General features: G+C 68.2%; 16 protein-coding genes. 14 read left to right on the top strand and 2 right to left on the bottom strand.

The window, feature by feature from the left end; translation table 11 throughout:
* Positions 1-61 precede the first annotated feature (61 nt).
* The 4 genes from G0D83_RS08605 to murD all read left to right on the top strand — a co-directional run bounded on the left by G0D83_RS08605 (position 62) and on the right by murD (position 5612).
* Positions 62-1555 (top strand): UDP-N-acetylmuramoyl-L-alanyl-D-glutamate--2,6-diaminopimelate ligase, encoded by a 1494-nt coding sequence (locus G0D83_RS08605; RefSeq protein WP_164192097.1) that lies wholly within the window; start codon positions 62-64, stop codon positions 1553-1555.
* A complete protein-coding gene (murF, locus tag G0D83_RS08600; protein ID WP_164192094.1) occupies positions 1552-2982 on the top strand; it encodes a UDP-N-acetylmuramoyl-tripeptide--D-alanyl-D-alanine ligase in 1431 nt (476 codons plus the stop codon). The genes G0D83_RS08605 and murF overlap by 4 nt, the downstream gene beginning before the upstream one ends.
* An 18-nt stretch (positions 2983-3000) precedes the next feature.
* A complete protein-coding gene (gene mraY, locus G0D83_RS08595; RefSeq protein ID WP_108964969.1) occupies positions 3001-4083 on the top strand; it encodes a phospho-N-acetylmuramoyl-pentapeptide-transferase in 1083 nt (360 codons plus the stop codon).
* Positions 4084-4208: 125 nt separating this feature from the next.
* Complete coding sequence (gene murD, locus G0D83_RS08590) at positions 4209-5612, top strand: UDP-N-acetylmuramoyl-L-alanine--D-glutamate ligase (RefSeq protein WP_164192091.1); 1404 nt, start codon at positions 4209-4211, stop codon at positions 5610-5612.
* A gap of 21 nt (positions 5613-5633) precedes the next feature.
* Here the strand turns inward: murD and G0D83_RS08585 are convergent, their stop codons facing one another.
* The gene (locus G0D83_RS08585) at positions 5634-6302 is read right to left on the bottom strand and encodes a hypothetical protein (RefSeq protein WP_164192088.1); all 669 of its coding nucleotides are present in this window, start codon (positions 6300-6302) and stop codon (positions 5634-5636) included.
* A 68-nt stretch (positions 6303-6370) separates the two neighbouring features.
* Positions 6371-7549 (bottom strand): NAD(P)/FAD-dependent oxidoreductase, encoded by a 1179-nt coding sequence (locus G0D83_RS08580; RefSeq protein WP_164192364.1) that lies wholly within the window; start codon positions 7547-7549, stop codon positions 6371-6373.
* A gap of 165 nt (positions 7550-7714) precedes the next feature.
* On the opposite strand from G0D83_RS08580, the gene G0D83_RS08575 reads away from it, so the two are divergent.
* From G0D83_RS08575 to ftsZ, 10 genes are all read left to right on the top strand, one after another.
* Positions 7715-8881, top strand: a complete 1167-nt coding sequence (locus G0D83_RS08575) for a putative peptidoglycan glycosyltransferase FtsW (protein WP_108964972.1) — start codon at positions 7715-7717, stop codon at positions 8879-8881.
* A gap of 156 nt (positions 8882-9037) precedes the next feature.
* Entirely contained in the window at positions 9038-10240 is a 1203-nt protein-coding gene (locus G0D83_RS08570; protein ID WP_164192085.1) for a UDP-N-acetylglucosamine--N-acetylmuramyl-(pentapeptide) pyrophosphoryl-undecaprenol N-acetylglucosamine transferase, read from the top strand.
* A 32-nt stretch (positions 10241-10272) separates the two neighbouring features.
* Positions 10273-11670 carry a UDP-N-acetylmuramate--L-alanine ligase gene (gene murC / locus G0D83_RS08565; RefSeq protein WP_164192360.1) on the top strand — a complete coding sequence of 466 codons (1398 nt, stop codon included), beginning with the start codon at positions 10273-10275 and terminating at the stop codon, positions 11668-11670.
* A gap of 13 nt (positions 11671-11683) precedes the next feature.
* Positions 11684-11911, top strand: coding sequence for a hypothetical protein (locus G0D83_RS08560; protein ID WP_164192082.1), 228 nt, complete (start codon positions 11684-11686; stop codon positions 11909-11911).
* Between the two features lie 58 nt (positions 11912-11969).
* Positions 11970-12215 (top strand): DUF2484 family protein, encoded by a 246-nt coding sequence (locus G0D83_RS08555; RefSeq protein ID WP_164192079.1) that lies wholly within the window; start codon positions 11970-11972, stop codon positions 12213-12215.
* Between the two features lie 51 nt (positions 12216-12266).
* On the top strand, positions 12267-13196 hold the full coding sequence (gene murB, locus G0D83_RS08550) for a UDP-N-acetylmuramate dehydrogenase (RefSeq protein ID WP_164192076.1): 930 nt from the start codon (positions 12267-12269) through the stop codon (positions 13194-13196).
* 207 nt (positions 13197-13403) lie between these two features.
* The gene (locus G0D83_RS08545) at positions 13404-14318 is read left to right on the top strand and encodes a D-alanine--D-alanine ligase (protein ID WP_370457191.1); all 915 of its coding nucleotides are present in this window, start codon (positions 13404-13406) and stop codon (positions 14316-14318) included.
* Positions 14306-15226, top strand: a complete 921-nt coding sequence (locus G0D83_RS08540) for a cell division protein FtsQ/DivIB (RefSeq protein WP_164192070.1) — start codon at positions 14306-14308, stop codon at positions 15224-15226. The genes G0D83_RS08545 and G0D83_RS08540 overlap by 13 nt, the downstream gene beginning before the upstream one ends.
* On the top strand, positions 15226-16557 hold the full coding sequence (ftsA, locus tag G0D83_RS08535; protein ID WP_108964979.1) for a cell division protein FtsA: 1332 nt from the start codon (positions 15226-15228) through the stop codon (positions 16555-16557). Before G0D83_RS08540 ends, ftsA begins: the two co-directional genes overlap by 1 nt.
* A gap of 382 nt (positions 16558-16939) precedes the next feature.
* Complete coding sequence (ftsZ, locus tag G0D83_RS08530) at positions 16940-18595, top strand: cell division protein FtsZ (RefSeq protein ID WP_108964980.1); 1656 nt, start codon at positions 16940-16942, stop codon at positions 18593-18595.
* Positions 18596-18742: the final 147 nt, after the last annotated feature.

Genomic DNA, 18742 nt, shown 5'->3' with positions numbered 1-18742 from the left:
TGGCCTCCGGCCCGTTTTTCGGGGCCGTGTATATCCGGAATACAAAGATGAAAGGGCCGTCATGGGCGCCGTCATTGGAGAGGGCAAAAGCCTCAGCGAGCTGGGTTTGACCGCACGGGGCGGTCGCGAGGCGCGGGTGACGGGACTGTCGGTCGACAGTCGCGAGGTGACCTCGGGACACCTCTTTGCCGCGCTTCCGGGCACCAAGGTGCACGGCGCGGCCTTCATCCCCACGGCGCTTGAACAGGGCGCCTCTGCCATTCTCACCGATGCCGAAGGCGCCGCTCTGGCTGCCGAGGCGCTCGCGGGCTCCGAGGCCGCGCTGGTCATCGCTGCGGATGCGCGGCAGACGCTGGCCTATGCCGCCGCGCTCTGGTTCGGCGCGCAGCCCGAGGTCACCGTGGCGGTGACCGGCACCAACGGCAAGACCTCGGTCGCCACCTTCCTGCGCCACATCTGGCAGGACATGGGCTTTCGCGCCATCAACCTCGGCACAACCGGGGTCGAGGGCGACTGGCAGGCGCCGCTCAAGCACACCACGCCCGAGCCGATCACCCTGCATCGCGCGCTTGCCGGTGCCGCCGAGGCCGGAGTCGATCACTGCGCCATGGAGGCCTCAAGCCACGGGCTCGACCAGCGCCGCCTCGACGGCGTGCAGCTGAAGGCCGCGGGCTTCACCAACTTCACCCAGGATCACCTCGACTACCACGCGGATTTCGAGGAGTATTTCGCCGCCAAGGCCGGGCTTTTCGCGCGTGTGCTGCCCGACGAAGGCGTCGCGGTGATCAACATCGACGACCCGCGCGGCATCGACATGATGGCCATCGCCCGCGCCCGCGGCCAGAAGGTGATCTCGGTCGGCGAGGCGACGGGCTGCGACCTCCGCATCCTCGGTCAGCGCTTCCATGCCACGGGGCAGGACCTGCGGCTCGACTGGCGCGGCGCGGTGCAACAGCTTCGGCTCGGCCTCATCGGTGGCTTCCAGGGGCAGAACGCAGCGCTGGCAGCCGGTCTCGCGCTGGCCTGCGGCGCCGATCCCGAGCAGGTCTTCCCGGCGTTGGAACGGCTCGAGACGGTGCGCGGGCGCATGCAGCTTGCCGCGACCCGCGACAATGGCGCGGCGGTGTATGTCGACTTTGCCCATACGCCTGACGCGGTCGCGACCGCGCTGCAGGCGCTGCGCCCGCATGTCATGGGCCGGCTGATCGCCATCGTGGGCGCGGGCGGTGACCGCGACCCGGGCAAGCGCCCGCTGATGGGCGCGGCCGCCACCGAACACGCCGACATGGTGATCGTGTCGGACGACAACCCGCGCTCCGAGGAGCCCGGCTCGATCCGCGCGCAGGTGCTGGGCGGCGCGCCCGGCGCGCTCGAGGTCGGCGACCGTGCCGAGGCCATCCTGCGCGGCGTCGACATGCTGCAGCCCGGCGATGCGCTGATGATCCTCGGCAAGGGTCACGAGACCGGCCAGATCGTCGGCGACACCATTTACCCCTTTGACGATGTCGAGCAGGCGAGTGTCGCCGTGGCGGCGCTGGACGGGAGAGGCCTGTGACGCTCTGGACGGCAGAAGACGCAGCGCGCGCCACAGGCGGGCGGGCCATCGGGGATTGGACGGTCAGCGGTGTGTCGATCGACACGCGGACGATTCAGAAGGGTGACCTTTTCGTCGCGTTGAAGGCGGCACGGGACGGGCATGGGTTCGTCGCGCAGGCGCTGGAAAAGGGCGCCGCCGCTGCGCTCGTCAGCCATATTCCCGAAGGGGTTCCCGAGGGCGCGCCGCTCTTGCTGGTGGACGACGTGCTGACCGGGCTCGAGGCGCTGGGGCGCGCCGCGCGTGCCCGCACCCGGGCGCAGGTGGTGGCGGTGACCGGCTCGGTCGGCAAGACCTCGACCAAGGAGATGCTGCGCACCGTTCTGAGCGCGCAGGGCACCGTGCATGCCGCCGAGAAGAGCTACAACAACCATTGGGGCGTGCCGCTGACGCTGGCGCGCATGCCCGCAGACGTTGATTTCGCGGTCATCGAGATCGGCATGAACCACCCTGGCGAGATCGCGCCGCTGTCGTGCATGGCGCGGCCGCATGTGGCGATGATCACCATTGTCGCGCCGGCGCATCTGGCGGCCTTCGAGAGCCTCGAGGTCATCGCCCGCGAGAAGGCGGCGATCTTCGAGGGGCTGGAGCCGGGCGGCATCGCGGTGGTCAACGGCGATCTCGAGGTTTCGCCACTGCTGATCGAACTGGCCGAGGCGAGGGCCGAGCAGGTCATCACCTTTGGCGAGGCGGCGGGCAACCATCACAGGGTCGAGCAGGTTACCATCTGCGACGCGGCCACCGTGGCGCAGGGCCGCGCCTGGCGGACACATGTCCTCTACAAGGTCGCGGTGCCGGGCCGTCACTTTGCCGTCAACGCCATGGGCGTTCTGGCGGTGGTACACGCGCTGGGGCTGGACCGGGCCATGGCGATCACCGCGCTCGGTCAATGGGAGCCCGGGGCGGGACGGGGCCTGCGCGAGGTCATCACCCTCGACCCGGTCGAGACGCAGTTGACGCTCGAGCTCATCGACGACGCCTACAATGCCAACCCCGCTTCGCTTGGCGCATCGCTCGAGGTTCTTGCCGGGGCCAAACCCAAGGACGGCATCGGGCGTGTCGATCATGGTCGGCGCATCGCCTATCTCGGCGACATGAAGGAGCTTGGCGCACAGGAGCACGCGCTGCACGCGGCGCTGGCCGAGCACCCTGCGATGGCAAACATCGACATCGTGCATTGCGTGGGCCCGCTCATGCGCGACCTCTGGGAGGCGCTGCCCGAGCGCAAGCGCGGCCATTGGGCCGAGACCAGCGCCGCCATGGCCCAGCGGGTGCGCCACGACCTCGACGCCGGCGACGTGGTGCTGGTGAAGGGCTCGCTCTCGATGGCGCTGGCGCGCGTGGTTGACGCGATCCACAAAATGGGTCATGCGCCCGCCACGATCTGACAAGAAGGACCGGGGCTCATGCTCTACTGGCTGACTGGACTGAGTGACGGCGGCGATGTCTTCAATCTCTTCCGCTACATCACTTTCCGGGCGGGCGGAGCGTTTCTGACCGCGCTGATCTTCGGCTTTCTCTTCGGGCGTCCGCTGATCGACGTGCTGCGCAAGCGGCAGGGCAAGGGCCAGCCGATCCGCACCGACGGCCCCGAGGGGCATTTCGTCAAGGCTGGCACCCCGACCATGGGCGGCCTGCTCATCGTCGGCGCGCTGCTGACCTCGACGCTGCTCTGGGCGCGGCTCGACAACGGCTTTGTCTGGATGGTGCTCTTCGTCACCATGGGCTACGCGGCGATCGGCTTCGCCGACGACTATGCCAAGGTGAAGAAGCAGAATACAGACGGCGTCTCGGGCAAGGTGCGCCTTGCCATCGGCTTTGGCATCGCGGCGATTGCGGCGACCTGGGCAGCCTGGCTGCACCCTGCGGATCTGACCGGCCAGCTGGCGTTTCCGGTGTTCAAGAACGCGCTGCTGGATCTGGGCTGGGTCTTCGTGCCCTTCGCGATGATCGTCATCGTCGGTGCTGCCAACGCGGTGAACCTGACCGACGGGCTTGACGGGCTCGCGATCATGCCGGTGATGATCGCGGGCGGCACGCTCGGCATCATCGCCTATGCCGTGGGGCGCACGGACTTCACCGAGTATCTTGACGTGCACTATGTGCCCGGCACCGGCGAGATCCTGATCTTTACCGCCGCGCTGATCGGCGGCGGGCTCGGTTTCCTATGGTACAACGCGCCGCCCGCGGCGGTCTTCATGGGCGACACCGGCTCGCTGGCATTGGGCGGCGCGCTCGGCGCCATCGCGGTGGCCACCAAGCACGAGATCGTGCTGGCCATTGTCGGTGGGCTCTTCGTGGTCGAGGCGCTCTCGGTGATCATCCAGGTGCTCTACTTCAAGCGCACCGGCAAGCGGGTGTTCCTGATGGCGCCGATCCACCACCACTACGAGAAGAAGGGCTGGGCCGAGCCGCAGATCGTCATCCGCTTCTGGATCATCTCGCTGATCCTGGCGCTGATCGGCCTCGCCACGCTGAAGCTGCGCTGAGGCGGGGGCGCACCCTCCTTCGAAGGAGGGTGCAAATCTCGTTTGAGATTTGCCGCGCTCTGGTGCGCGCCGCGCCGATGCGCTAGCCGTGAAGCAAGGGCAATCGCAGGCATGAGGGCAGTGGCATGATTCCGGTATCCGGCTTTGAGGAGCGCACCGTCGCGGTGCTTGGGCTCGGGCGCTCGGGGCTTTCGGCGGCGCGGGCGCTGCGTGAGGGCGGCGCCTCGGTTCTGGTCTGGGACGACAATGCCTCTGCGCGCGAAACGGCCGAGACCGAGGGCTTCGAAAGCCGCGAGCTGGGCCGGGAGGGCGGCTTCGACGGCGTCGACTGGCTGGTGGTCTCGCCGGGCATCCCGCATCTCTACCCCGAGCCGAACCCGGTGATCGCCGCCGCCTGGGCGGCGGGTGTGCCGGTTGACAACGACATCGGCCTGTTCTTCCGCGCGCTCTCTGCCGCCGGGTCCGACTGGGACATGTACGACATGCCGCCGCGCGTCGTGGCGGTGACCGGCTCAAACGGCAAGTCGACCACCTCGGCGCTGATCCATCATATCCTCCAGAGCTCGGGGCGTGAGAGCCAGCTTGCCGGCAACATCGGTCGGGGCGTGCTCGACATCGACCCGCCGGGGGACGGCGGGCTCGTCGTGCTGGAGCTGTCGAGCTACCAGACAGATCTCGCCCGCGCGCTGACCCCGGACGTGGCGGTCTTCACCAACCTCTCGCCCGACCATCTCGACCGGCACGCAGGCATGGGCGGCTATTTCGCCGCCAAGCGCCGGCTCTTCGCCGAGGGCGGCCCGGACCGCTGCGTCATCGGCGTGGACGAGAAGGAGGGGCTCTACCTCGCCAACCAGCTTGCCGAGGCGGCGACCGACGACCGGGTGATCCGCGTGTCGTCCGGCACCAAGCTCGGCGGGCCGGGCTGGCTGGTCTATGCGCGCAAGGGGTTCCTCACCGAATGGCGCAAGGGGCGGCAGGTGGCGTCCATCGACCTGCGCCCCGTCAAGGGGCTGCCGGGGGCGCACAACCACCAGAACGCCTGCGCCGCCTATGCGGCCTGCCGGGCGCTCGGTGTGGCGCCGCGGCAGATCGAGGCGGCCTTCCACAGCTTCGAGGGGCTGCCGCACCGCAGCCAGATCGTCGCCGAGGCGGACGGGGTGAGCTACGTCAATGACAGCAAGGCCACCAACGTCGACGCGGCGGTGAAGGCGCTTCAGGCGTTCAGCAACATCCGCTGGATCTGCGGCGGGTTGATGAAGGAGGGCGGGCTTTCGGGCCTTGCGCCGGGTCTGGGCAACGTGACCAAGGCCTATGTCATCGGCCGCGAGGCCGCGACTTTCGCGCTCGGCCTGCCTGGGGTCGAGGCCGAGATCTGCACCGACATGGCGACCGCTGTAGCCAAAGCCCGCGCCGAGGCGCAGCCGGGCGACGTGGTGCTTCTGGCGCCTGCTGCGGCGAGTTTTGACCAATACGACAGCTTCGAAAAGCGCGGCGAGGATTTCGCGGCAAAAGTGCGCGCCGCGCTCTGAGCCCCGCCGGGGCAAGGGGCGTCAGGCCGCGCGCAGCTCCGCCAGCAGCCCGCCGTTATAGGCCTGCGGGTGCACCACGCCAAGTTGCGCGGGGATCTTCTTGAGGTTGAGGATTCGCGCGATGGCAAAACGGTGCGCGCCGCCACCGGCGCGCAGCAAGGTGCCGTCGCGCCCCACATGCAGCAGGATGCCGCCGTGCTCGCGGCGGAAATACTCAGGCAGCTCGGCGCGCGACAGCAGGCGGCCAAGGCGGCGCGTCTGCTCGAAGACCGCGTCGAGGCGCTGGTAGCGCGTCACCAGCTCCTCTTCCGTGGCACAATCGTCGGGCGTTTTGCCCGCGGCGATCTCGGTCAGCAGCTTCTGGAAGAGCGGGGTGTCGCGCCAGGGGGTGCCGCCTTCGAAGTGCAGGCGGCAGCTCTGCAGCTTGCGGCTCTCTTCGACCGACTGCCGCGGCAAGTCCCAGTCACCGCCGAGGATCATCCCGCTCTGCTGGCGGCGCAGTCGCGGCTTGCCGGCATAGGTGAAGTTCACGTCGCAGGCGTCGACCCGGATCAACTCGTCCGACAGTGGTGCCCCTGCGCCGTAGCGCAGGCGGTTCCAGACATCCCGCGCGACCTTGCGCGGCACCTGCGCGTGCAGGTCCCGGAGCCAGTTGCTGGGATAAAGAGTCGGGTGGTCGGTGAAGGCCATGACGCTGCCTGTTGTGACAATCGCATGACAAAATGTAACGAGCGGGTGACAAATTCAAGAGCCCAGCCTCAGCCCGCAGCAAGGCTCCGCCCGGCTGCCGCACCCGAGGCCCAGGCCCATTGGAAGTTGTAGCCACCGAGCCAGCCGGTCACGTCCACCGCCTCGCCGATGAAATGCAGTCCGGGCACGGTTTTCGACGCCATGGTCTTGCTGTTCAGCCCGTCCGTGTCGACCCCGCCAAGCGTGACCTCGGCGGTGCGCCAGCCCTCGGAGCCCGAGGGGCGCAGGGTCCAGTTGCGCAGCGAGTCAGACAGCGTCTCGGAGCGCTTGTCCGAGAGATCCGCGAGGTTGCCCGAGAGGTCGAGCTGATCGGTGAGGTGTGCGACCAGCCGCTCGGGCAGGATCTGCCGCAGTTCGGTGGTCAGCGACCGCTTTCCGGCGCCCTTGCGCGCCGCGCGCAGGTGGGCGGCGGGATCGAGGGCCGGCGAGAGGTTGACGGTGATCTCCTCGCCCTCGTGCCAGTAGCTCGAGGCCTGCAGGATCGACGGCCCCGAAAGGCCGCGGTGGGTAAACAGCAGCGCCTCGTCGAAGCTGGTGCCATTCGCCGTGACCCGAGCGGGCAACGACACCCCGGCGAGACCCGCAAAGCGCCCCTCGGGGAAGGTCAGCGGCACGAGGCCCGGGCGGGGCGCCACCAGCGCGTGGCCGAACTGGCCGGCGATCTCATAGGCAAGGCCGGTGGCCCCCATCTTGGGAATCGAGCGCCCGCCGGTGGCAACCACGAGGTTCGTGGCCCGGATCACGGTCTCGCGGCCGTCGCGCTCGACGCGGGCGGTGTAGACGCCCTCGGCATGGGTCAGCTCGCGCAGCGAAGTCTGCAGCCAGAGCTCGGCGCCGACTGCCTCCATCTCGCGCAGCAGCATGGCGACGATCTGCGTTGCCTTGCCGTCGCAGAAGAGCTGGCCGAGGGTCTTTTCATGCCAGGCGATGCCGTGGCGCGAAACCAGTTCGATGAAGTCCCACTGGGTATAGCGCGCCAGCGCCGATTTGCAGAAATGCGGGTTTTGAGACAGGAAGCGCGCGGGCTCGGTGCCGAGGTTGGTGAAATTGCATCGCCCGCCGCCCGAGATGCGGATCTTCTCGCCCGGCGCGCGGGCATGGTCGATGACCAGAGTGTCCGGCCCCGCGTGGGCCGCGCACATGAGACCGGCCGCGCCGGCGCCGAGGATGAGCGTCTTGATCTGCATGGTGCCCTGAAACACCGGATCGCCGCGCGCTGCAAGGGTGGGCGGCTGCAGCACGTCGCACGGGTTGGCGGAGCCCCGCGCTCTTCCCAAAGGGCAGCGCAGGTGCTAGCCTCGCCGCAAGATCCGGGAAAACCCGGGCGATCAGGCAAATTGAGCGGTATTCCCATGACGGAAATGGTCTACGGCGCGGTCTCCGTGCGCGATGGCGAACCTGTCCTGCCCAAGTGGTGGCGGACGGTGGACAGATGGTCTCTGTCCTGCGTGCTGATGCTCTTCGGGGTGGGCATCCTGCTGGGGCTTGCGGCCTCGCCGCCTCTGGCCGAGCGCAACGGCTTCGCCCCCTTCCATTACGTGCAGCGGCAGGCTTTCTTCGGCGGGCTGGCGCTGGCGGCGATGTTCTTCACCTCGCTGATGACCCCTGTAATGGTCCGCCGTGCGGCGGTGATCGGCTTTGCCTGCGCCTTTGCCTCGCTGCTGGCGCTGCCGGTGCTCGGCACCGACTTCGGCAAGGGGGCGGTGCGCTGGTACTCGCTGGGCTTTGCCTCGGTGCAACCCTCGGAGTTCCTCAAGCCGGTCTTCGCCGTTGTCGCCGCCTGGCTGATGGCCGCGAGTCAGGAGATCGGCGGCCCGCCGGGCAAGAGCTGGTCCTTCGCGCTCACCTGCGCCATCGTCCTCACGCTCGCGCTGCAGCCCGATTTCGGGCAGGCCTGCCTCGTGCTTTTCGGCTGGGGCGTGATGTGGTTCGTCGGCGGCGCGCCTATGTTCCTGCTGCTTGGCCTCGCCGGGCTCGTGGTGCTGAGCGGCACCTTCGCCTACAACAACTCCGAGCACTTCGCGCGCCGCATCGACGGCTTCCTGACGCCCGACGTCGACCCAACCACGCAGCTCGGCTACGCCACCAACGCCATCCGCGAGGGCGGATTCTTCGGCGTCGGCGTGGGCGAGGGGCAGGTGAAATGGTCGCTGCCGGACGCGCATACGGACTTCATCATCGCCGTCGCCGCCGAGGAGTACGGGCTGGTGCTGGTCATGGTCATCATCGCGCTCTACGCCACGGTGGTGGTGCGCTCGATGCTGCGACTGATGCGCGAGCGTGATCCCTTCATTCGGCTTGCCGGCACCGGCCTTGCCGCCATGTTCGGCGTGCAGGCGATGATCAACATGGGCGTCGCCGTGCGCCTGCTTCCGGCCAAGGGCATGACGCTGCCCTTCGTCAGCTATGGCGGCTCGTCCCTTATTGCGGGCGGCATCGCCGTCGGCATGCTGCTGGCGTTCACCCGCACCCGGCCGCAGGGCGAGATCGGCGAGATCCTGCGCGCAAGAATGCGCTGATCCCGGAGCGGGGCCGGGGCGCTTTCGCACCCGGTCCCGCTGCGATAGACGGGCGCGAAACCATGTCACCGCGCCCGAGTCACGAGACGAGTGCCCTCGCGGTGACGAGCTGAACCAGCGGGGCAAAAGATCCCGCGCAGGAACGAGGTCGAGCACATGGCGCAACACGGCGGGCCGGACCAAGGCAGGCAGCCGCTTCTGGTCATCGCGGCCGGCGGCACCGGCGGGCACATGTTCCCGGCACAGGCACTGGCCGAGATCATGCTGCGGCGCGGCTGGCGGGTGAAGCTCTCTACCGATGCACGCGGCGCGCGCTACACCGGGGGATTTCCGCATTCCACCGAGATCGAAGAGGTCTCCTCGGCCACCTTCGCCCGCGGCGGCCTCATCGCCAAGGCCATGGTGCCGCTGCGCATTGCCAAGGGTGTGCTGTCCATGGCGCGGCGCTTCCGCCGCGACCGGCCGAACGTGGTCGTGGGCTTCGGTGGCTACCCGTCGATCCCGGCGCTCGGCGCGGCGCGGCTGCTGAAGCTTCCCGCGATGATCCACGAGCAGAACGGCGTGCTGGGCAAGGTGAACGAGAAGTTCGCCCACAAGGTGGACGCCGTGGCCTGCGGCACATGGCCGACGCGGCTGCCCGAGGGTGTCGAGGGCATTCCTGTCGGCAACCCGGTGCGCAGCGCCGTGCGCGAGCGGGCAGGGGCGGGCTACATCCCGCCGGGCGATTACCCGATGTCGCTGCTGGTGATCGGCGGCTCGCAGGGCGCTCGCATCCTGTCCGACGTGGTGCCCCCGGCGATCGAGCGCCTGCCGATGGAGCTGCTGCGGCATCTGCGCATCAGCCATCAGGCGCGCGACGAGGACGGCGAGCGGGTGGCGAAGTTCTACTACGAACACGGCATCGACGCCGAGGTGCAGCCCTTCTTCAACGACGTGCCCGCACGCATGTCCGAGGCGCAGCTGGTGATCTCGCGCTCGGGAGCGTCCTCGGTGGCCGATATCTCGGTGATCGGGCGTCCGTCGATCCTCATCCCCTATGCGGCGGCGCTGGCGGATCACCAGACGGTCAACGCGCAAGGGCTTGTCGATGCTGGCGCGGCGATCCGTATCCCCGAGAGCAAGCTCTCGGTCGAGGCGATGACCGAGGCGATGATGGCCGTGCTCTGCAACCCCGAGGGCGCGGCGCAGATGTCGCGCGCCGCGCTGTCGGTCTCGCATCCTGACGCTGCGCTGGGTCTGGCGCAGATGGTCGAGGAACTGGCAGGATTCGGATCCGACGATACATACGACGCGGAGCCGGAAGCCTATGTGCCCGGCGAAGAAGAACAGGCGTATGAGCAGGAGACGGGGCAGAGATGAAACATGAGAACTTCACCGAGGAAGGCGCGCGCATGAGCCCGGCAACCAAGCTTCCGGGCGATGTCGGCCCGATCCATTTCGTCGGCATCGGCGGCATCGGCATGTCGGGCATCGCCGAGGTGCTGCTCAACCACGGCTATGCGGTGCAGGGCTCGGACCTCAAGTGCTCCAAGATCACCGAACGGCTGGTCTCGCTGGGTGCGGTGGTCTTCGAGGGTCAGCGCGCCGAGAACCTCGAGAACGCGCAGGTGGTGGTGATCTCCTCGGCGATCAAGCCGGGCAACCCCGAGCTCGACGAGGCACGGCGGCGCGGCCTGCCGGTGGTGCGCCGGGCCGAGATGCTCGCCGAACTGATGCGGCTGAAGTCGAACATCGCGGTGGCGGGCACCCACGGCAAGACCACGACGACCACCATGGTCGCGACATTGCTCGACGCAGGGGACCTCGATCCCACGGTGATCAACGGCGGCATCATCCACGCCTACGGCTCGAACGCTCGCGTCGGCCTCGGCGAGTGGATGGTGGTCGAGGCCGACGAGAGCGACGGCACCTTCAACCGTTTGCCCGCGACCATCGCCATCGTCACCAATATCGACCCCGAGCACATGGAGCACTGGGGCTCGATCGAGAAGCTGCGCGACGGCTTTTACCAGTTCGTTTCGAACATTCCCTTCTACGGCGTTGCCGTCTGCTGCACCGACCACCCCGAGGTGCAGGCTCTGGTCGGACGGGTGACCGACCGCCGGGTGATCACCTACGGGTTCAACGCCCAGGCCGACGTGCGTGCGGTAAACCTGCGCTATGAAAAGGGCGTGGCCCATTTCGACGTCGCCTTCCAGGCCGAAGACATGGTGATCGAGGGGTGCACCCTGCCGATGCCCGGCGATCACAACGTCTCGAACGCGCTCTCGGCCATTGCCATTGCGCATCACCTCGGCATGACCGCAGACGAGATCCGCGCGGCTCTGGCGGGCTTCGGCGGGGTCAACCGCCGCTTCACCCGCGTCGGCGAGGTCAACGGCGTCACCATCATCGACGATTACGGCCACCACCCGGTGGAGATCGCTGCCGTGCTGAAGGCGGCGCGGCAGGCATCGGAAGGCCGGGTCATCGCCGTGCATCAGCCCCACCGCTACTCGCGGCTGCACACGCTCTTCGACGATTTCTGCACCTGCTTCAACGAGGCTGACGTGGTCGCCATCGCCGAGGTCTACGGCGCGGGCGAGGACCCGATCGAGGGCGCGACCCGCGACGATCTCGTCGCCGGGCTGATCCGCCACGGCCATCGCCATGCCCGCGCGATCCTGTCCGAGGACGACCTCGAGCGGCTGGTGCGCGAGCAGGCGCGTCCGGGCGACATGGTGGTCTGCCTTGGCGCGGGCACGATCTCGGCTTGGGCCAACAACCTGCCTGCGCGGCTGGAAAGCTGAGAAGGGGGCGCTCGTGAGCGTGCTCTGGGCCATCGCGGGGGTGATCGTCCTTCTTTCGGCGGTGGCGGTGCTGGGGATTCTGCGCCGCCTCGTCTTCTTCTTCGCGCTGGCCTTCTTCGCGGGGCTGGCGCTGCAGATCCACCACGATCCCTCGGGCAGCGCCGCCTTGCTAGCGAGCACCGGGGGAGGGCTGCTGGTGGCCTGGCCGGTGCGGCGCTTCCTGACCGGGATGCTGTCCTGACCGGCTTGTGAGCTGGCGGGGCATGCGCCAGTCTGGTTCCGACCGCCGGAGATGCAGCATGACCCCATCGCTCTTTCTTGCCTGCCTGTGGCTGGTGCTGGCCAATGTGCTCGGCATGCTGCCCTCGCGCGACAATCACTGGACGCGTGCCTATGTGCTGATCGCGCTCGGGGTGCCGCTGATCGGTTGGGTCTGGTGGCAGAGCGGGCCCTGGGTCGGGATGGTTGTTCTGCTGGCCGGGATGAGCGTGCTGCGCTGGCCGATGCTCTATCTGATCCGCTGGGTGCGCGCCCGGCTGGGCTGAGCTGCTCGCAGGGCCTTTACCCGCGCTGCGGAACGCGGCAGAACCCTGTGCATGATTGATCAGCTTCCCCCCGTCCGTGGCCGCCTCACCGAGGGCCGCCCGCTTTCCGAACTGACCTGGCTGCGCGTCGGCGGACCCGCCGAGGTGCTGTTTCAGCCCGCCGACCTTCAGGACCTGCAGGACTTCCTGGCGGCGCTGCCTGCCGAAGTGCCGGTCTTCCCGATGGGGGTCGGATCGAATCTCATCGTGCGCGACGGCGGCATGCGCGGCGTGGTGATCCGCCTCGGGCGCGGCTTCAACGGCATCGAAGCCGAAGGCACCCGCGTCACAGCTGGCGCGGCGGCGCTCGATGCCCATGTGGCGAAGCGTGCGGCGCGGGCGGGGGTGGATCTCACCTTCCTGCGCACCATTCCCGGCTCGATCGGCGGGGCGGTGCGGATGAACGCCGGCTGCTACGGCACCTATGTCGCCGACCGCCTCGTCGAGATTCGCGCCGTGACCCGGCAGGGCGCGCTGGTGACCCTTCCGGCGGCCGAGCTGAACCTGCAGTACCGCCAGTCCGAGCTGCCCGAGGGCACAGTGGTGGTCGAGGCGGTTTTCGAGGGGTCGCAGGGCGATCCGGCGGAACTCGACGCCCGCATGGAGGCGCAGCTGAAGAAGCGCGACGAGACTCAGCCGACCAAGGACCGCACGGCGGGGTCGACTTTCCGCAATCCGGCGGGCTTCAGTTCGACCGGGCGCGAGGACGACACCCATGAGATGAAGGCATGGAAGGTGATCGACGAGGCCGGGATGCGCGGTGCCACGCAGGGCGGGGCGCAGATGAGCCCGATGCATTCCAACTTCCTGGTGAACACCGGCGAGGCAAGTGCCGCCGATCTTGAGGGGCTGGGCGAGGAAGTTCGAAAAAGGGTTTTCCAACACAGTGGTTTGCAGCTACAGTGGGAAATCATGCGGGTCGGCGATCCGCTTGAAAACTGAGGGCGTTACGCGCTCCAACTATAAAAGCAGCGCCCCCAGGCAGGGCGCGGTGAACGAGGCGGCAGTCTTCCCAGAATCAACTCAGGGTCGCACGCCGTGGTGAATCAGGTTCGCGCGCCGAATTGAGCGGCACGCGGGCAGCTGACCGGGGCAAACCCCGGCGGCAGGCATGGCGGGCATGGCCCGCGCAACGAGGCGGTTTTGGGGATGTCGAGCAGGGCAGCTCCCAAAGTGGCGGTATTGATGGGCGGACCTTCGGCTGAGCGCGAGGTCTCGCTGAGTTCCGGTCGGGAATGTGCCGCCGCTTTGCGGAATGAGGGATTTGAGGTGATCGACCTGGACGCGGGGCCCGACTTGGCCGCGCGGCTTGCGGACCTGTCTCCCGACGTCGTTTTCAACGCACTTCATGGCCGCTGGGGCGAGGATGGCTGCGTGCAGGGCCTGCTCGAGTGGATGCGGATTCCGTACACCCATTCCGGCGTGTTGGCCTCTGCCGTGGCGATGGACAAGGAACGCTCCAAGCAGGTCTATCGCGACGTGGGGCTGCCGGTGGTCGACAGCCTGCTGGCCTCCAAGGCCGAGGTTGGCGCCAGCCACCTGTTGCCGCCCCCCTACGTGGTGAAGCCCTACAACGAGGGCAGCTCGGTCGGCGTCTACCTGGTGATGGATGGCGCCAACCAGCCGCCGCAGCTCTCCGAGGAGATGCCCGAGACGGTGATGGTCGAAACCTATGCGCCGGGCCGCGAGCTGACCACCACGGTGCTCGGCGACCGCGCGCTGACGGTGACCGACATCATCACCGAGGGCTGGTACGACTACGACGCCAAGTACAAGGCCGGCGGCTCACGCCACGTGGTGCCCGCCGAGATCCCGCAGCAGATCTTCGACGCCTGCCTCGATTACGCGCTGCGCGCTCACAAGGCGCTTGGCTGCCGCGGCCTCAGCCGGACCGATTTCCGTTGGGACGAGAGTCGCGGTCGGGACGGGCTGGTGCTGCTCGAGACGAACACCCAGCCGGGCATGACGCCCACCTCGCTGGCCCCCGAGCAGGCGCAGGCCTGCGGCATGACCTTCGGTGCGCTCTGCCGCTGGATGGTGGAGGACGCCTCATGCGACAGGTAGGAGCCGCGCCCGCCCGCGCGCCACAGGCGCAGGCCGGTCGCGCACAGGTATTCCGGTCCGATCCGGCGCCGTCGCGGCTGAAGTACCGGCTCGAGCGGCTCATGCTGACGCCGCTCTTCCGCTTCTCGCTGCGCTTCGGGCTGCCGTTCCTGGTCGGACTCGGCGGCGCGAGTTGGTATTTCTCGATCGACAGCAACCGCGAGGCCTTTATCGGCGCCGTGCAGTCGGTGCGTGACCAGATCGAGGGTCGCCCGGAGTTTCGCGTCAACCTCATGGCCATCGACGGCGCCAGTGAGAGCGTCGCGGAGGACGTGCGCGAGATCCTCTCGCTGGACTTCCCGCTCAGCTCCTTCGACCTCGACCTCGAAGAGATGCATCGCATCGTCACGGGGCTCGACGCGGTCAAATCGGCGAGCCTGCGGATCAAGCAGGGCGGGGTGCTCGAGGTCTCCGTTGTCGAACGGGTTCCCGTGGTGCTCTGGAGGGGTCTGCGCGGGCTCGAGTTGCGGGACGAGACCGGCGTTTTCGTCGGTCCGGCAGGCACCCGTGCCGCGCATCCGGAACTGCCGGTGATCGCCGGGGCAGGGGCCGAGGCCGACGTGCCCGAGGCGCTTGAACTCTTCGCTGCCGCGGCGCCGCTGGCGGGCCGTCTGCGCGGGTTGGAGCGCATCGGCAACCGGCGCTGGGACGTGGTTCTGGACGAGGGGCAGCGGATTCTGCTGCCCGAAGAGGGCGCCGTGCAGGCGCTCGAACGGGCGATGGCGATGGATGGCGCCGTCGACATGCTTTCACGCGACATCGCGGCGGTGGACCTGCGGCTGGCGCAGCGCCCGACGCTGCGGCTGCATCAGGACGCGGCACAGGAATACTGGCGGATCAAGTCCATCGAGACCGGGGAAAAACGATAATGTTCGAGCTTTACGAGTCCCAGCGCGCGATGCGCAACATGCGCAAGGCGGCGATGCAGCGCGGTGTCGTTGCGGTGCTGGATGTGGGCAGCTCGAAGATCGCCTGCCTGGTGCTTCGCTTCGATGGCACCGAGCGCGGCACCGACAGCGGCGTCGGCTCGCTGGCTGGTCAGGCGGGCTTCCGGGTGATCGGCGCGGCCACCACCCGCTCGCGCGGGGTGCGCTTCGGCGAGATCGCCGCGATGAGCGAGACGGAACGCGCGATCCGCACCGCGGTGCAGGCGGCGCAGAAGATGGCGGGCATCCGGGTCGACCACGTGATCGCCTGCTTCTCGGGCGCCGAGCCGCGCAGCTACGGGCTCGACGGCAAGGTGAGCATCGACGGCAGCATGGTGACCGAGCAAGACGTGGCACGGGTGCTCTCGGCCTGTGACGTGCCCGACGTGGGCCATGGCCGCGAGGTGCTGCACGCGCAGCCGGTGAACTTCGCGCTCGACCATCGCTCGGGCCTCAGTGACCCGCGCGGCCAGATCGGCCGCGAGTTGACCTGCGATATGCATATGCTGACGGTCAACGCCCAGGCGATCCAGAACCTCGCCCATTGCGTCAAGCGCTGCGATCTCGAGCTCGCGGGCATCGCCAGCTCGGCTTACGTGTCGGGCGTCGCGGCGCTCGTCGAGGATGAGCAGGAGCTGGGCGCGGCCTGCATCGACATGGGCGGCGGCGCCACCGGCGTGTCGATCTTCATGAAGAAGCACATGATCTACGGCGACGCGGTGCCGATGGGCGGCGATCACGTCACCGGCGACATCTCGATGGGGCTGCAGATCCCCATGGCCATGGCCGAGCGCATCAAGACCTTCTACGGCGGCGTGCATGCCACCGGGATGGACGACCGCGAGATGATCGAGATCTCGGGCGACACCGGCGACTGGCACCACGACCGCCGGCAGGTGAGCCGTGCCGAGCTGATCGGCATCATGCGCCCGCGGGTCGAGGAAATCCTCGAGGAGGTGCGCGCCTGCCTCGACGCGGCGGGCTTCGAGCACCTGCCGAGCCAGCAGATCGTGCTGACCGGCGCCGCAAGCCAGATCCCCGGTCTCGACGGGCTGGCGAGCCGGATCCTCGGCAGCCAAGTGCGCCTTGGCCGTCCGATGCGCGTGCACGGGCTGCCGCAGGCCGTCACCGGACCGGGCTTCGCTTCGGCGGTGGGCATGTGCCTCTTCGCGGCGCATCCGCAGGACGAATGGTGGGACTTCGAAATCCCGATCGAGCGCTATTCCTCGCGGTCGCTCCTGAAAGCGGTGAAGTGGTTCCGCGACAACTGGTAAGCGCATTTCTTGCCGCAGAAAACGCTCTGTTCACGAAGAGTTCGGGGTGACGCCGCGCAGAGAAACCGCGTAATATGAAGGCTGATCCGCGCGCAAGACGCGGTCAGGGAGAGGCGAGCAGGCATCTCCGACACAGACAAAGAGATTCGGCTGCGCCTTCTGCCAAGCAGGGGGCGTCCCTGAGGTGTTTTGTATTACCGTAAGCGTCAGACGCAAGACTTGGTAGGGACTGGCGAAATCTCGCGCGAATAGTCAATCCTAAAGCCATATTTCGTGGTGGATCTGTGTTTTTTACGTGACCCAGCGCTAGGATCCCGGTAATAATTATCGCAAGGCGCAGGACAGGCGCGAAACAAGTCATAAACGACAGGCGGAACATCACATGGCACTCAATCTCTCGATGCCCGGCCAGGAAGAGCTCAAGCCCCGGATCACCGTATTCGGCGTCGGCGGCGCTGGTGGCAACGCAGTCAACAACATGATCACCAAGCAGCTCGAAGGCGTGGACTTCGTCGTTGCCAACACCGACGCGCAGGCGCTGCAGCAGAGCCTGTCGACCGCCAAGGTCCAGCTTGGCGTGAAGGTGACCGAGGGTCTTGGCGCAGGCGCCCGTCCTTCGGTTGGCTCGGCGGCCGCTGAAGAGAGCATCGAGCAGATCGTCGATCACCTCGCCGGCGCGCATATGTGCTTCATCACCGCCGGCATGGGCGGCGGCACCGGCACCGGCGCGGCCCCGATCATCGCGCAGGCCGCGCGTGAACTCGGTGTGCTGACTGTCGGCGTGGTGACCAAGCCCTTCCAGTTCGAAGGCGCCAAGCGCATGCGCCAGGCGGAAGACGGCGTCGAGCACCTGCAGAAGGTGGTCGACACGCTGATCATCATCCCGAACCAGAACCTGTTCCGTCTGGCCAACGAGAAGACCACCTTCACCGAGGCTTTCAGCCTTGCCGACGACGTGCTCTACCAGGGCGTCAAGGGTGTGACCGACCTCATGGTTCGCCCGGGCCTCATCAACCTCGACTTCGCCGACGTGCGCGCGGTGATGGACGAGATGGGCAAGGCGATGATGGGCACCGGCGAGGCGGACGGCGAAGATCGCGCCATCCAGGCCGCCGAGAAGGCCATCGCCAACCCGCTGCTCGACGAGATCAGCCTCAAGGGCGCCAAGGGCGTGCTCATCAACATCACCGGTGGCCACGACCTCACCCTGTTCGAGCTTGACGAGGCGGCCAACCGCATCCGCGAGGAAGTGGACGCAGACGCCAACATCATCGTGGGCTCGACCCTTGACGACACGATGGAAGGCCGCATGCGGGTTTCGGTCGTCGCGACCGGCATCGACGCTTCGGGCTCGCAGGGTGAAATGCCCGTGCCGCGCCGTCCGCTGTCGCAGCCGCTCGCCCAGCCGGAAGAACAGCCCGTTGCCGCCGCCCCGGCGCCGCAGCAGCCCGTCGCCCCGCAGCCGGTGGCCGCACAGGCCGCGCCGCAGCACGCTCCGGTGGCAACCCAGCAAACCTACGAAGAAGACGAACCGTCGCTCTTCGGCGAGATGGGGGGCGCCCAGCAGGAGGTGGCCGAGACCGATGACGGTCTGCCGCCGCCCGCCTACCGCCCGCAGCCGGTCCAGCGTCAGCCCGACCACGCGCCGCTCGATGTCGCGCCTGACAGCTTCGTGGCGCCGCGCGCCCCGGGTCAGCCGTCGGCCGACACGATGAAGCGCCTGCACGCCGCGGCGGCCCGCAACAACCGCCAGGGCCAGCCCGCCGGGGCGCGTCCGCAGCAGGCCGAGCCGCAGCGCGCGCCGGAAGCCGAGAAGCCCCGCTTCGGGATCAACTCGCTGATCAACCGCATGACTGGCCACCACGCCCACGAACAGCAGGCCCAGCCCGCTGCGCCGGCAGCGCCTCAACCGCAGCCGCAGGCCCGCCGCCAGCCGCCGATGCAGGCCCAGCGTCCGGCGCCCGCCCCGGCCCCGGAAGAGGCGCCCGAGCAGGACCGGATCGAGATCCCGGCCTTCCTGCGCCGCCAGGCAAACTGACATATTTCACCCGCGCGGGCTCGCGCGGGTGCACGATCTGCGCAAGGCGCGTCGGAACACCCTCTCGGAAGAGAGGGTGTTTTTCGTTGTAAACCAAGTATTTGGCGGAGGTTCGCGAAGGTCCGGCGTGCATCCGCCCATTAGGAA

This window comes from Salipiger sp. PrR003 (assembly GCF_010500785.1).
GTDB classification, from domain to species: Bacteria; Pseudomonadota; Alphaproteobacteria; order Rhodobacterales; family Rhodobacteraceae; genus Salipiger; species Salipiger pacificus_A.
The sequence above is the reverse complement of the archived record's forward strand: the minus strand, read 5'-3'. Positions and strand labels throughout refer to the sequence as shown.

Bases quoted from the DNA above. Each gene is read 5' to 3' on its own strand.
- G0D83_RS08605 (WP_164192097.1), top strand. From the start codon at position 62: ATGGGCGCCGTCATTGGAGAGGGCAAAAGCCTCAGCGAGCTGGGTTTG.
- mraY (WP_108964969.1), top strand. From the start codon at position 3,001: ATGCTCTACTGGCTGACTGGACTGAGTGACGGCGGCGATGTCTTCAAT.
- murD (WP_164192091.1), top strand. From the start codon at position 4,209: ATGATTCCGGTATCCGGCTTTGAGGAGCGCACCGTCGCGGTGCTTGGG.
- G0D83_RS08585 (WP_164192088.1), bottom strand. From the start codon at position 6,302: ATGGCCTTCACCGACCACCCGACTCTTTATCCCAGCAACTGGCTCCGG.
- G0D83_RS08580 (WP_164192364.1), bottom strand. From the start codon at position 7,549: ATGCAGATCAAGACGCTCATCCTCGGCGCCGGCGCGGCCGGTCTCATG.
- G0D83_RS08575 (WP_108964972.1), top strand. From the start codon at position 7,715: ATGACGGAAATGGTCTACGGCGCGGTCTCCGTGCGCGATGGCGAACCT.
- G0D83_RS08570 (WP_164192085.1), top strand. From the start codon at position 9,038: ATGGCGCAACACGGCGGGCCGGACCAAGGCAGGCAGCCGCTTCTGGTC.
- murC (WP_164192360.1), top strand. From the start codon at position 10,273: ATGAGCCCGGCAACCAAGCTTCCGGGCGATGTCGGCCCGATCCATTTC.
- G0D83_RS08555 (WP_164192079.1), top strand. From the start codon at position 11,970: ATGACCCCATCGCTCTTTCTTGCCTGCCTGTGGCTGGTGCTGGCCAAT.
- murB (WP_164192076.1), top strand. From the start codon at position 12,267: ATGATTGATCAGCTTCCCCCCGTCCGTGGCCGCCTCACCGAGGGCCGC.
- G0D83_RS08545 (WP_370457191.1), top strand. From the start codon at position 13,404: ATGTCGAGCAGGGCAGCTCCCAAAGTGGCGGTATTGATGGGCGGACCT.
- G0D83_RS08540 (WP_164192070.1), top strand. From the start codon at position 14,306: ATGCGACAGGTAGGAGCCGCGCCCGCCCGCGCGCCACAGGCGCAGGCC.
- ftsA (WP_108964979.1), top strand. From the start codon at position 15,226: ATGTTCGAGCTTTACGAGTCCCAGCGCGCGATGCGCAACATGCGCAAG.
- ftsZ (WP_108964980.1), top strand. From the start codon at position 16,940: ATGGCACTCAATCTCTCGATGCCCGGCCAGGAAGAGCTCAAGCCCCGG.